The organism is Occultella aeris, assembly GCF_902703175.1.
In the GTDB taxonomy this organism is placed as follows: Bacteria; Actinomycetota; Actinomycetes; order Actinomycetales; family Beutenbergiaceae; genus Occultella; species Occultella aeris.
Map to the genome: position 1 here is coordinate 258941 of NZ_CACRYJ010000068.1, position 13274 is coordinate 272214.

11 protein-coding genes are annotated in these 13274 nt (G+C 71.9%); 7 read left to right on the forward strand and 4 right to left on the reverse strand.

What is annotated here, in order from left to right; translation table 11 throughout:
* Window positions 1-134: 134 nt before the first annotated feature.
* Together HALOF300_RS24945 and HALOF300_RS24950 are read right to left on the reverse strand one after the other, a co-directional pair.
* Entirely contained in the window at window positions 135-845 is a 711-nt protein-coding gene (locus tag HALOF300_RS24945) for an alpha/beta fold hydrolase (protein WP_156743571.1), read from the reverse strand.
* 51 nt (window positions 846-896) lie between these two features.
* Window positions 897-1850 carry an alpha/beta hydrolase gene (locus tag HALOF300_RS24950; protein ID WP_156743572.1) on the reverse strand — a complete coding sequence of 318 codons (954 nt, stop codon included), beginning with the start codon at window positions 1848-1850 and terminating at the stop codon, window positions 897-899.
* 221 nt (window positions 1851-2071) lie between these two features.
* On the opposite strand from HALOF300_RS24950, the gene HALOF300_RS24955 reads away from it, so the two are divergent.
* The 6 genes from HALOF300_RS24955 to HALOF300_RS24980 all read left to right on the forward strand — a co-directional run bounded on the left by HALOF300_RS24955 (window position 2072) and on the right by HALOF300_RS24980 (window position 6818).
* Window positions 2072-3637: a helix-turn-helix domain-containing protein gene (locus HALOF300_RS24955; protein ID WP_156743573.1), complete on the forward strand. Its 1566-nt coding sequence runs from the start codon at window positions 2072-2074 to the stop codon at window positions 3635-3637.
* Window positions 3638-3713: 76 nt separating this feature from the next.
* Window positions 3714-4565, forward strand: coding sequence for a helix-turn-helix domain-containing protein (locus HALOF300_RS24960; protein ID WP_156743574.1), 852 nt, complete (start codon window positions 3714-3716; stop codon window positions 4563-4565).
* A gap of 74 nt (window positions 4566-4639) precedes the next feature.
* Window positions 4640-5044 carry a YciI family protein gene (locus tag HALOF300_RS24965; RefSeq protein WP_156743575.1) on the forward strand — a complete coding sequence of 135 codons (405 nt, stop codon included), beginning with the start codon at window positions 4640-4642 and terminating at the stop codon, window positions 5042-5044.
* On the forward strand, window positions 5026-5244 hold the full coding sequence (locus HALOF300_RS24970; protein WP_156743576.1) for a hypothetical protein: 219 nt from the start codon (window positions 5026-5028) through the stop codon (window positions 5242-5244). Before HALOF300_RS24965 ends, HALOF300_RS24970 begins: the two co-directional genes overlap by 19 nt.
* 253 nt (window positions 5245-5497) lie before the next feature.
* Window positions 5498-5677 (forward strand): hypothetical protein, encoded by a 180-nt coding sequence (locus HALOF300_RS24975; RefSeq protein WP_156743577.1) that lies wholly within the window; start codon window positions 5498-5500, stop codon window positions 5675-5677.
* Window positions 5678-5711: 34 nt separating this feature from the next.
* Window positions 5712-6818 carry a LacI family DNA-binding transcriptional regulator gene (locus HALOF300_RS24980; protein WP_156743578.1) on the forward strand — a complete coding sequence of 369 codons (1107 nt, stop codon included), beginning with the start codon at window positions 5712-5714 and terminating at the stop codon, window positions 6816-6818.
* A 46-nt stretch (window positions 6819-6864) separates the two neighbouring features.
* On the opposite strand, the gene HALOF300_RS24985 is transcribed toward HALOF300_RS24980, so the two are convergent.
* Entirely contained in the window at window positions 6865-10974 is a 4110-nt protein-coding gene (locus tag HALOF300_RS24985; RefSeq protein WP_156743579.1) for a S8 family serine peptidase, read from the reverse strand.
* 133 nt (window positions 10975-11107) lie between these two features.
* Between HALOF300_RS24985 and HALOF300_RS24990 the strand changes: the two genes are divergently transcribed.
* Window positions 11108-12079, forward strand: a complete 972-nt coding sequence (locus HALOF300_RS24990; RefSeq protein ID WP_231955745.1) for a helix-turn-helix domain-containing protein — start codon at window positions 11108-11110, stop codon at window positions 12077-12079.
* Between the two features lie 20 nt (window positions 12080-12099).
* Here HALOF300_RS24990 and HALOF300_RS24995 read toward each other — a convergent pair whose 3' ends face one another.
* Window positions 12100-13098 carry a glycoside hydrolase family 76 protein gene (locus HALOF300_RS24995; protein WP_197522825.1) on the reverse strand — a complete coding sequence of 333 codons (999 nt, stop codon included), beginning with the start codon at window positions 13096-13098 and terminating at the stop codon, window positions 12100-12102.
* Between the last annotated feature and the right edge of the window lie 176 nt (window positions 13099-13274).

Genomic DNA, 13274 nt, shown 5'->3' on the forward strand with positions numbered 1-13274 from the left:
CTCCAGTGGTGGCGTCCGCGGTCACCGCGACCCTACGCCCGGCGCGGGCGGCGCTCAATGGGAACGGCACGGGCCGCCGGCGGGGGAACGTCACCGGCGGCCCGTGCTCCGATGGGGCGGGCAGGCACGCCTGTTCAGGACGTGGCGCGGACCGCGTCCAGGATCGCCTGGGCCGTCTCCTCGGGCTGCGAGACCGAGAGTGCGTGCGACGCGGCCGGGAGCTCGATGGCTACGCGGGCCGTGGCACGCTCGGCCTGGAACGTCTGGAGCTCCGCCGGGATGTTGAGATCCTGCTCGCCCCAGATCGACCACGTCGGCACGGACCGCCACGCCGGCGGGACCGCCAGTGCTTCCGTCAGGGCCGCCTCCGTGACGGGGCGCTGCGTCGCCGCCATGGTCGCGGCCAGGTCGGCCGGGACGTCGTGGGCGAACTGCTGGTGGAACTTCTCGCCGTCGATGCGCAGCTCGACGTCACCACCGGGTACCGGGTAGCCGAGCAGCGCCTCGCCGAGCGTGCTGCCGGGGAACTTGCCGGACAGCTCGAGCGCGGACTCGCCGGTCTCGGGCATGAACGCGCCGACGTAGACGAGGCCGACGACGTTCGGGTTGTCCGCGGCGGCGTGGGTGACCACCATGCCGCCGTAGGAGTGGCCGACGAGCAGCACCGGGCCGCCGATCGCGTCGGCGACCGCGCGCACGTAGGCACCGTCACCGGCGACCGAGCGGAGCGGGTTCGCGACCGCGACGGTCCGGATGGATTCCTTCTGGAGGCGGGTGATGACGCCGTTCCAGCTCGCGGACTCGGCGAACGCGCCGTGGACGAGCAGCACTGTGGGGGTGGACATGGTTCTTCTCCTTGGGATGGGTACTGCGGGGGATGGGCTTGATCGGGTCGGTCAGAGGGTGCCGAGTGCCGTGCGGAGCACGTGGACGGCCTGTTCGACGGCGGCCGTGCTGGCCCGGCTGGAACGCACCGGGTTGAGCATCATGAAGTCGTGGATGATCGCGTTGTAGCGGATGCTCGTGGTGGGCACGCCGGCCTGGACGAGGCGGCGGGCGTACGCCTCGCCCTCGTCCCGGAGCACGTCGTTCTCGTCCACGATCACGAAGGCCGGCGGCAGACCGGCCAGCTCCTCGAGGGTGGCGCGCAGGGGTGAGGCGGTGATCTCGCCGCGGCGACCTTCGGCGTCGGGGGAGTAGGCGTCCCAGAACCAGGCCATGCCCTTCGCGGTGAGGAACGGGCCGTCGGCGAAGTCGCGGTAGCTCGGGGTGTCCTGCGCGGCGTCGGTGACCGGGTAGTACAGGGACTGGTGCACGAAGGTCACGTCCCCGCGCTCCTTGGCCAGCAGGGTGAGCGCGGCGGTCATGTTCCCGCCGACGGAGTCGCCCGCGACGGCGAGCCGGGTCGCGTCCAGGCCGTGGTCCGCACCGTCGGTCGTGATCCAGCGCGCGGTCGCGTACGCCTGCTCGATGGCGACGGGGTACCGGGCCTCGGGGGAGCGGGCGTACTCCACGAACACGATCGCGGCGTTGACGCCGACGGCCAGCTCGCGGACCAGGCGGTCGTGTGTGCCGGCGTTGCCGAGCACCCAGCCGCCGCCGTGCACGTACAGCACCACCGGCAGCGGGCGGTCCGCGCCGACGGGCTTGACGATCCGGACGTCCACGTCGCCCACCTCGGCCGGCACCCGCAGCCACTGCTCGTCGACGTCGGGCTTGTCGATCGGCGCGGCCTGGATGTCGTCGAGGGCCTTGCGGGCACCGTCGGTTCCAAGCTCGTACAGGAACGGTGGCTGTGCCGATGCGTCGGCGACCGCCTGCGCCTCCGGCTCCAGGATGATCTCGTTCACGGGTCTACTCCTTCTCTGTTCGGGTGGCTGTCGTCTCAGTTCGGGTGGCAGTCGTGCTGCCTCATCGAGGTTCGCAAGGAGGTGCCCGGCGGACCAGGAAGTTCTCCGGCAGGAAGTGCGTTCCCTCCTGCGTTCCACCGACGTCAGGCAGGTGTCACACCCTGGTGGTCCGCCCGGTCTGAGTTGGTGTCCGCATCCGTGACCCACCCTGGAGAGCCGCCATGGCGCCCGAACCCCTCGGGACCCTGCTGCGTAGACTGCGCACGACCGCCGACCTGACCCTCGAGCAGCTCGCCGAGCGGTCCGGGGTCAGCGACCGGGCGCTCGGAGACATCGAACGCGGGGCCGCGCTCGGCCCGCACCACCGAACCATGCTCGCGATCGCCGGAGGGCTGCAGTTGCCGGAGCCGGAGCGGTTGGTGCTGCTCGCCGCCGCCCGGGCCGGGCGCCGCCGTGGCGTCCCGAGCGGACCGCCGCCCGCGGCGCCGCATCCCCGGGTCACCGGGCCCGACGGCGGCGCACACCTGCCGCTGCCGCGCGCGGTTCCCGACTTCACGGGCCGGGCGGCCGAGCTGGCTGTCGTCGCGGCGGCACTGGGCGGCGAGGGTGGCACCGATGGCAGCGCCGGAGCGGGCGGTGACGACGACGCCACCCGCCGGCTCTACGGGGCCGTGGCTCCGGTCGTCGTCGTGACCGGGCCGCCGGGTTACGGCAAGACCAGCCTCGCGGTCCGGGCGGCCACCCTGTTGCGTGAGAGCTTCCCCGAGCAGGTGTTCCTCGACCTGGGCGCCATGACCCCGGCGAGCCTGGAGCCGGGCGAGGTGGTCGTGGAGCTGATGCGCGCCCTGGGGCACGAGGGCGCCGCGGGCCGGACCGACCCGGCCCGGCTGAGGGATCTGCTCGCCGGGCGCCGGGTGCTCGTGATCCTCGATGATGCCGACAGCGAGGCGCAGGTTCGGGCGGCACTGCCCGGCGCCGGCCCCGCCGCCGTGCTCGTGACGAGCCGCCGCGCGCTCACCGGGCTCGACGGTGTCCGGCGGGTCCAGCTCGACCGGCTCGCCGACGCGGACGCGCAGGCGCTGCTCGCCGCGATCCTGCCGCAGGGCCAGGCCTCGGCACCCGAACTCGCCCGGCTGGCCCGGCTCTGCGACGGCGTGCCGCTCGCGCTGCGGATCGCCGGGAACCGGCTAGCCAGCCGCCGCGGCTGGACCGTCGCCAAGTTCGCGGACCGGCTGGCCGTCCGCGACCGTCGCCTGGACGCGCTGACGGCCGGAGACCTGGCCATCAGGACCGCCGTCGGGCTGTCCTACCGGCAGCTGGGCGAGGCCGCGCAGCGGCTGTTCCGGCGGCTGGCACTCGTGGACGGGCGGACCTTCGGGCTCGGGCTCGCGGCCGCCGTCTCCGGACTTGAGGTCTGGAGCGCCGAGGTCCTGCTCGACGAGCTCGTGGAGCTCGGGCTCGTGCAACCCGCGACGGGGGACCGGTATCTCCTGCACGACCTGCTGCGGCTGTACGCCCACGCGGAACTCGGTGCCCACGAGGCGCCGGCGCAGCGGGAACTGGCTCGCGCCGCCGCCGACGCCTGGCTCCTGGACACCGTCGTGCGGGCCGGGCGCTGGTTCGAGCCCGAGGTGCTCGGCACCGGGTCGACTGACCTGAGCAGCCCGGTGCCGCTGGCCTCCGCCGACGAGGCCCGTGCCTGGCTGATGGCGGAGGTGGACAATTGGTTCCCCGCGCTCGCGCGGGCGGACGCCTCCGGCACGCACAGACAGCTCGACGCGGCGTAGTCGGCGAACGCTGACCCACGGCGGCGAACGCGCGTCGGGGACTCCACGCCGTGCGGCATCTCGGTATCCTGAGTGGATGGCTCTCACCTCGTGGCGAGAAGAGTCTGAATTGGGCTCGTGGACGCACCTCGAACTCCGGCCCGCCGCGCCCGCCGCCGCACGGGTCGAGTCCGTGTGGCTGTTCGACGGGAACCTCCGGCGCCGCGAGCGCTACTACCCGACGGGCACCCTGGACCTGCTGATCCAGCTGGACGAGTCCTCCCCGACGTTCCGGATCGTCGATGGCAGTTCGCCCGCGACGTGTCCGCCGTCGTGCCTGGCCGGGCTGCTCGTGGCGCCGATGGTCGTCGAGACTCCCACCGCGACCTCACGCATGATCGGGGTACGGCTCAAGCCGGCCGGTGCTGCCTCGCTCTTCGATGTCCCGCTGCAGGAGGTCACCGGCACAGCCGTGGATCTGGCCGACCTGATCGGCGCGGAGGCCGGTCGACTCACCGACCGACTCCACGAGCCGGGGACCGATGCCGACCGGCTTCGGATCGTGGCCCGATGGGTCGCGGACCGGCTTGCGGGCCCGGTGGGCGTCGACCGGGGTGTCGGGCACGCCGTCGCGGCGATCGAGCGCACGGGCGGCAGGGTGCGGGTCGCGGACATCATCGAGCGCGTCGGGAGTAGTCCGAAGCGATTTGTGCGAACGTTCGAGCGGCAGGTGGGGGTGAAGCCCAAGCTCTTCTCCCGGATCGTGCGGTTCCGCGGCCTGGTGGCCGATCTGCCCCGGAGGCACGAGGCCTTGAGCGAGGCGGCGGTCGCGCACGGCTTCTACGATCAGGCGCACATGAACGCGGACTTCCGGGAGTTCGCCGGCATCTCTCCGCGACAGTTCCTTGCGGCGAGCAGGTTCCCGGCATCGTCGTCCGTGGCCGACTGACCCGGCCATTTTCTCCAAGCCCCGGCGCCTGACCTGGTCCTACCGTGGTGGCCCCCGGATGAGATGGGATGGTCATGACGCAGACCGGTGTGATCCCGACCGTGAGCTACTTCCTCGTCCTGCTGCGCCCTGTGCCGGATGCGTCGGCGACCGAGCCGCCATGGCAGGAGCACGTCCACTTCATCGACGAGATGGTCTCGCACGGCGCGGTGCTCCTCGGTGGTGACCTCGATCCGCCCGTCGCGGGGGCGCGGGCGGCCTACCTGCTGCACACGTCGACCCGAGCTGAGGCCGAGGCCTGGACGGGCCGGGACCCGCTGGTCCGCCAGGGTTCGTACGCACCGGAGGTCATCGAGTGGAGCCTCGTCGGAATCGCACTGAACGCCATCCATCCGGGCCCTGAGACTGCCGGCATGACGGCAGGGTCAACCGACACGAGCACGGAGAGGACCGATCGACGATGCCCGAGTCAATGCTGACGAGCGTGATCAGCGTGCTGCCCGTCACCGACCACGCCGGCGCTACCGCCTGGTACGGGCGATGGATCGGGCGAGGGCCGGATGTCGAGCCGATGGAAGGAATCGTCAGGACCGCGGAGGGGGCTGATCCGGCGGGAAACAAGGTCGTCTTCGTGCAGGAGGTCACCGAGCACCCCGACGACGAGACCCCGACCGCCTGACACACGTGCCCTGTACCGGAGACACCCTCTACCCGGTCCGGCACCTCGCCAGCGACCAGCTGCGGCCGATCATGCTGGGCCGGCGGTCGCAGCGCCTCCAGCTGGAGTCCGTCGGTCGTGTCCGTGAACTCGTACGAGCGATGCCCGACCTCGTGCTCGCGCCGGGCCATGACCACACCGAGTACGGGACGCTCATCGAGCGCACGTTCCGGGGCGTCCCGACGCCGCGGAGCTCGCCGAGCTCCACGCCTTCATGGCGAGCACGTTCGACGAGAACCTCGACCTCACCGAACCGAGCCTGCCCCGGTTCCGAGCCGAGCCCGGATCGGTGATCGGGGAGGTCGAGTTCGTGGACCGGTACCCGAGCTACCTGCGGGACGGACGCCGACGACACGCACGCGGCGGTCCGGTCGCCCAGTGCCTGCTGCGCTAGGCTCTGGGCATATTCATTCATCCAAAGGACCGCCATGAACGACGCGCTGTACGCCCGGGTCTTCTCCACGCTCAAGGAGCGGATCGAGTCGGGCGCGATCGACGTGGGGGAGCGGCTGCCCACCCAGAGCCAGCTGGCCGACGAGTTCGGTGTCTCGACGATCACGATCAAGCACGCCCTGGACATGCTGGACCGGGCCGGGTACATCAAGCGCCGGCCTCGCCTCGGCTCCGAGGTGATCTCGCGGACCGCCGGCCTGGGGGCCGCCCGTTCGACGAGCACGCTGCCCACCATCGGTTGCGTCCTGACCAGCTTCGACGACAGTTTCGGCACCAGGGTGCTCTGGGGCATCCTCGACGCCAGCCTCGGCCGGGCCAACGTGGTGGTCGGCCGCACCGAGGGCTTCCACGACCGGGAGCAAGGACTCCTGGCCCAGTACCGCGACCTCGGTGTGGACGGGTTGATCCTGCAGCCCGGCTCCTCGGAGTGGATCGCGCCTGCGATCCTCGACCTGGTCTCGACGCAACTCCCGCTCGTCATCCTCGACCGCAACCTCGACGGTCTCCCGGTCTCGACGGTGTGCTCGGACAACGTGGCGTCGGGCCGTGCGGCAGCGGAGCACCTGTTCGGGCTAGGGCACCGCAACATCGGTCTGGTCACCTCGTCCGGGACCGTGTCCACCCTCGACGACCGGCACCGCGGATTCGTCTACGCGCATGCCGAGCACGGACTCGCATTCACGTCGGCCCACGAGTATCGGAAGGTCTCCTCGGTGGTGCCCGACCACGAGGTGAGCGTCGCCGACGACCTCGCCAGCCTCAAGGAGTTCCTGACCACGAACTCCCACCTCACCGGATTCGTGGCCTCGGAGCACGCCGTCGGGCTGCTCCTGGTCCGGGCGCTGCATGAACTCGGGCTCGAGGTGCCCAGCGACATCTCGGTCGTCTCGTTCGACGCGCCACAGCACGTGTTCGACGACGAGGTCCGGCGGTTCACCCACATCGACCAGCATGAGCACGCACTCGGACGCGCGACCCTTGAGTCGGTCCTGGCCCAGCTGAGCGAGCGTGGCAGGGTGGCCAAGCAGGTGCTGCCCACCGAGCTCGTCGTCGGCGAGACCACCGCGCCACCACGACGCTGAGCGTGACGAGCGCGCGGCCGGGGTGAGGGCCGCGCGCTCGTCCGTCTCACGGGCGGCCGGGGTGCGCCGCGGCGAAGCGGCGCCGCAGGAGGAGCCCGCCACCGACCGCTGCCGCCGCGAGGAGCACCAGCAGGCCGATGCTCGCGCCCGTGCTGGGCAGGGAGCCTCCGGTGCTCCCCGTTCCTGGGCCGGCGTCCGTCGGATCGCCTGCTCCGGGATCACCGGCTCCGCCGTCGCCGGGGTTGCTGGGCCCACCGGAGGACGGTGGCTCGGTCGGTGCCGGCGGCTCGGTCGGCTCGCCGGGGTCCAGTGCGGGGACCACGACGAAGGCCGACGTGATCTCCTGGCTGAACGCGTTCCCGGCCGCGTCCTGTGCGCTGACCCGCAGTGAGACGGTGCCGCCGGAATCCGGGATCGGGATCTCGGCGGCGAACGACCGCACGTACTCGCGCTCCTGGACGAACGTCGCCAGCGGCAACACGGCGCCCGCGACGGCAGGAGTCTCGGTGAGCTCGAGTTGCTGCCACGCGGCACCGTCGTCGGTCGAGAACTCGGCGGTCACCGACGCCAGCTCCGCGGAACCGGTCGCCCCGGCGAGGTGCCCGACCTCGACCGCGAGCGGCACCGGCTCCCCGACCGTCCGGCCCGCACCGACGGTGCCGTCGATGGCGGCTTCGACGTCATAGAACGCCTGCATCATCGGGAGGATGGCCTCGTCGAAGGCCGCGGGAGCTCGGGAGTCGAACTCCCACTGGGTCACCGTCGAGGTGGACGTCGGGATCATCGTCGGGTCGTGCGACGTGGTGTTGACGAAACGCAGGCGCGCCTCGCCCGGCGGTAGGTCCCAAGCCGTCACGCCCTGGTAGGCGCTCTCGCTCACCAGCGTGCCGTCGACGTACAACTGACCCAGCTGTGATAAGCCCGGCAGCCCGGAGTAGGTGTCCAGCGCCCCGGTGCGCATCGCGTCGCCGCCGTCCGCCCACCCGGGAACGTTGATCTGCACGCCGTCGGCCTGACGGAACGGAGCCCAGTACCCGGCCCCGACGTACGGGCGCACGATCGGCGAGAAGTACGAGGCCTCGAGCTCCTCGCCTGTGGTGTAGGAGCGACGGACGTCGCGGACCTCCCACGTCGAGCCGATGTCGGTGGCTCCCTGGTACCACTCGGCATCCGTGGTGCTCACCCACTCCCGACGGACCCCGGGCCGCTCGGTGGCGAACAGGAAGCCCTGACCCACGTCGACGCCCGGCGCGAAGTCGTAGCGGAACTCGCCGACGAGGGTGTTCTGGGCGCCGTGGTAGGTCGTCGTGACGAGTGCGAGGTCGTCCGCGATCTTCGTCGGGTTCGCCGGGATCTCACCGTCGGTGTACAGCAGGACGTCATATACGTCGTCGGCCACGGGCCGCCCGACGGCGCTCAGTTCCACGTCGCCGGCCGCGAGGGCGCCGAGCAGGGCCTGCCCGTTCGGGCCGCTCACCGCGGCCACCGGCAGCGGTGCGTCGTTGCCGAAGTCGTCGCCGTACCACTCGAGGGACTCCTCGCCCTGGACGACGACCAGCAGTGCGGCCCCGGTGGCGGCGACGTTCGCAGCCCGCTCCACCGGCCCCACCTCGGTGGAGCTGCGGACGACGGCGATCCCGCCGTCGAGCGCGACCCCCGCCACATCGGCGCTGCTCCCGGCGCCCAGGTCGGTGGCGGTCGTGGACAACTCACCGTCGAGGTAGGGCGCGGCGGGCTGCTCGCGGGCGCCGAGGTCCGCACCGTCGAGCGTGAGCGTGATGCGCGGGTCGCGCAGGCGCCAGCGCGTCGTGAAGGCGAAACTGGTCGCGCTCTCCGCGACGAGGGGCTGGGCCAGCAGCTCATCGACGAGGAGTGGGATCATCGCCGAGCCCATCATCCCCTCGACGCTGTAGTCCATCCGCCGGTTCTCCGCGGACAGGTCGTCGCGGCCGACGTCCACCGTGACGGGATCCGCCGTGCGGACGTCCAGGGCGACGGTCGTGTCCCCCTCGAGCACGATGTCCGGGTCGCCGACGAGCGCGATCGCGTCCGTGCCGGGCGCCGTCTCGACGTCGGCGTACGCCATCGCGCTGTACCGGCCGGCCGGCAGGCGCAGCGTCGTCTCGCCGTCGACGATGATGCTCTCGGCGCTCTGCGTGTCGAGGTTGAAGAACATCGCGTACATCGTGGCCGGCCGACCGTCGATCCCGGTGGCGCGCAGGGTCAGGTCGTAGCGCTCCGCCTCCGTGATCATGCCGATCGACGTGCGCGTGAGCGCCTCCCCGGCCACGGACCCGACGAGGGTCCCCGAGAGCTGCTCGCCAGGAGCGAGCGCTGCGTGGTCACCGGCGAGCGTGACGGTCGCGGTGCCACCGGCCGGCACCGTCACCTGCGTCTGTGGCAGGAGGACGGCGTCATCGGCTGCGAGCGTGGTGCTGCCGGGCGCAATGCCCGGATCGATCCCTCCGCCGCCGTCACCGCCGGGGGTCTCGACGGCGACGGACAGCGCGAGGTCGAGCGTCAGCTCGGTATCGGACCGGTTCGTGAAGGTCACGTCGCGGTCGACGGTTCCGGACGCCTCGCCCCAAGGGAGCATCCCGAAGTCGGCGCTGCCGGTTGCGAACACATCGCGCTCGACGGCGGCCAGCACGTCGATCACGCCGCTGCCGGCCTGGTACGGCGTGAAGCCGAGATCGCGGGCGGAGCTGACGAGGAGGTCCCTGAGTTGCACACCGGTGAGCGTCGGGTCCGCCTGCAATGCGATCGCCGCGGCACCGGAGACGTGCGGCGTCGCCATCGACGTCCCGTCCATGGTCGTGTACGAGCCCTCTCCGGCAGAGAACTGCGAGCGCGCGGCAGTGATGCCCGAGCCGGGCGCGCTGACATCCGGCTTCAGCGCTCCGGAGCCGTAGAGCGGGCCCTGGCTGGAGAACCAGGAGAGCTCGTCCGTGGTGTCGTCGACCGACCCGATCGCCAGCGAGCCCGACGCCGCGGCGGGCGCCCCGATGGTGCCGGGAGCGCCGCTGTTGCCCGCGGCGACGATGAACAGCGTGCCGGTCTCGGCGGTGATCTCGTTCAGCGCCTCCGACATGATGTCGGTGCCGTCCGACGCCTCGCGGCTGCCGAGGCTCATGGAGACGACGTCGGCGTTCGCAGCGCCCCACTCCATGCCCTCGATGATCCAGGAGGTGAGGCCCTCGCCGTTGTCGCTGAGCACCTTGCCGACGAGCAGGTCCGCGCCGGGGGCGACGCCGCCGTAGAGGCCGCCGGACGCCGCACCCGAGCCTGCCACCGTCGATGCCACGTGGGTGCCGTGACCGTTGACGTCGTCGACGGTCTCACCGGGTACGAAGCTCTGGGTCTCGATGACGGACTCGGTCAGGTCGGGGTGACCCGCGTCGACCCCGCTGTCCAGGATGGCGACGCGCACGCCGGTGCCGTCGAACCCGGCGGCCCAGGCCTGGGGTGCACCGATGTAGCCGACGCTGGTGTCGAGGTAGGCCTCGACGGGGGCGTCCAGGTGGATCGTCTCGATCCCGGCCGAGAGTGCGCCGGCAGCGGCAGACCGACCGGAGGAGGAGGTGAGTTCGGCCCAGGCCTGCTCGGCGACCGCGCGGTCGGCGCCACCGGCTGCTCCGCCGATGCTGGTCAGCGCGACGTCGAGGTCGAGGCCGGTGACCGGGCCGGTGCGCGGCCTCGGCCCGTCGGAGTACTCGACGATGATCGGTGTCGCCGCGACGGACGCGTCGTCGAACCCGAACTCGACGAGCTGGGAGACGTCGAACAGTGCGTCGTCGAGAGCGCCGGAGGCGAGGTACGGCAGCGCGGCCTCGGGGACGACGTGGATGTGGCCGTCGACGACGTAGGTCCGGACGAGCGCGGCCGGGTCGGCCGGCTCGACGTCGACGGTCCGGCTGCCGTCGGCGAGGTCGGTCAGGGTGACGACGTCACCGGTGAGGAGCGTGACGGTGTGACGGTCCGCAGGGGTGGCTGCTCCTGCTCCTGGGCCGGAGCTGCCGCCGCTGCCGTCGCCGGGGTCGCCGGGGGCGGCGGCCGCGAACGATCCGGACGTCAGGACGATGGCGGCGGCGAGTCCGGCCAGCGCCGAACGGCGTCCACGACGACGGGCGGAGGAGAGAGGAGGTCGAGCGCGCACGGGTGGCCTTCCGGGGGACAAAGAGGTCGGGTGGAGACAAAGTGCCACATAGAGTGACGCCGTGGGTGGCGCCTTTGCGCCATGGCAGATTCTCGACACCCGAGGCGATCCTCACGCTCGACAGAATGGGGCGATGTACATGCTTGACGGCATCGGGTTGGACGAGGAGTCGGCTCGCGTCTATCGAGCGCTCGTGGCGCGACCGTCCGCGACGGCTGCCGAGCTGGCGCCGGAAGTCACGCTCACGGCGGGCCGCGTCACGGAGCTCCTCGCCGCTCTCGAGACGATGGGACTCGCCGCGCGGCAGGGAGCGGACTCCGAGCGCGCGGTCGCGTCCCCGCCCGGCATCGCGCTCCGGGCGCTCCTGGCCGAGCAGGAGCGACGCCTCGATATCGTCCGATCCGACCTCGTCGACCTCGAGGCCGTCTACCGGGAGTCGCTCGCGGGACGCACGGCCGCGGATGTCGTCGACGTCGTGCTCGGTGCGGACGCCGTCCGACAGCGGTTCGCGCAGTTGCAGGCGGCCGCGGAGCAACAGGTACGCGCCTTCGTGCGCGCGGACGTGCCGTTCGTCTCCGCGGAGGAGAACGCCGAGGAGGAGCGCGCGCTGCTGCGGGGCGTGCGGTACCGGGTGCTCGTCGAGCGCGGGGTCATGGACGACGCCCACTTCTACGCCGCGGCGCGGGAGGCGCTGCCGTACGGCGAGTACGTGCGGGTGGCGCCGGCACTGCCGACCCGGCTGCTCATCATCGACGACGACCTCGCTCTGCTGCCGATGCGCCGCACGACCGATGATCGCTACGGCGCGATCCTCGTCCATCCGTCGAGCCTGCTGGACTTGCTGGTGGAGGTCTTCGAGTCGACGTGGTCGCGGGCGGCGCGCCTCACCGACGAGGGTGAACCGGGTGTGACCGACGAGGTGGCCGACCTCGACCGGTCGATGTTGACGCTGCTCATGGTGGGCCTGACCGACGCGCGCATCGCGAGCCAGCTCGGCATCTCCGCGCGCACCGTGCAGCGACGCGTCAGCGCGCTCATGGAGCTCACGCGCGTGGCGACGCGGTTCCAGCTCGGCGCGGAGGCCGTCCGCCGCGGGTGGGTCTGAGTGGACCGGCCGCCCGTGGGTCAGGTCCGGTACTGCGCCGCCACGACCTCGGTCGCCATCACCGCCGTGAGTTGCGTGGACAGGTCGGTGCGCGTCGGTGCGGGCGCGGACCAGTCGTCCCCGGCCAGGAGCGTGCCGTCACCGCCGTACTGGTTCTCGAACAGCGCGTCCGTGCTGGTCACGATGAACTCACTGAGCGCGGTGTGCTCGGCCTCGGCGAGGAACTGACCGGCGTACCGGTAGAAGATCCCAGCGAACAGGCCGGCGTCGCCACCCTCGCCGTCGGGGGTGAACACGGGTCCGTCCGTCAGCTCGGCCAGACTCACGTCGATCGTCATGGCGGCCCGGTCCAGCCGGGCCGGGTCGCCGGCGGTCCGGAACTCCTCGACGCAGGCCCCCACGTACAGGCCCTGGTTGTAGGTGAACCGCCAGTCGGTGTCGATGGTGCCGTCGCGGTTGCGATTGATGCCGTCGTGAACGAAGCCGCCCGGCTCGACCAGCGTGTCCTCCCACCACTGCAGCGACGCCCGGGCGCGGTCGAGGAACCGGGCCTCGCCCGTGGTCCGGTGCAGCCGGTGTCCGGCGATCACGAACGGGCCGTTCGCGGGTGTGTTCTTGTAGTGGTACTGGCCCTTCTGCCAGACGATCCCGCCGCCCTGCGTGCTCCAGCCGAGATCCCAGATGTGATCGTGCAGGGCGATCGCGTCCTCGAGCGCACTGTCGTCACCGGCCGCGTCGGCGAGCCGCAACAGGGCCAGCGCGAACCAGCCCATATCGTCGAAGAAGTCGTTGAACAGGTCGGCGCCGTTGCGCAGGGTCAGGTTCTCCCGGAGTTCCTGCGCGCGGTCCAGATCGTCGGCAGCGCCGGTGCGCTCCCAGGCGTCGATGGCCGCGTCGATGGCGTGGGCGTTCCACCAGTAGTGGAACGGCGCGTCCGCCGCCGGGTCCACCGGCTGGGCGTAGTGCAGCAGTTGGGGCGAGGGCGCACCGAAGTACTCGGCGAGGCTCGCCTGGGTCACCGCCGCCCGCCAAGGCGCCGCGCGCCGCGGATCCGGTGGCGGGACCGCAGCGACCACCTTGGGTGGCGGGCCCTGATCCGGCCCGCAAGCGGCGAGCAGGGTGGCGCTCAAGGCGCCGGCTCCGCCCAGTGCCAACGCCCGACGGCGGGTGAACGCCGGCCGGGTCGCTGGCACCG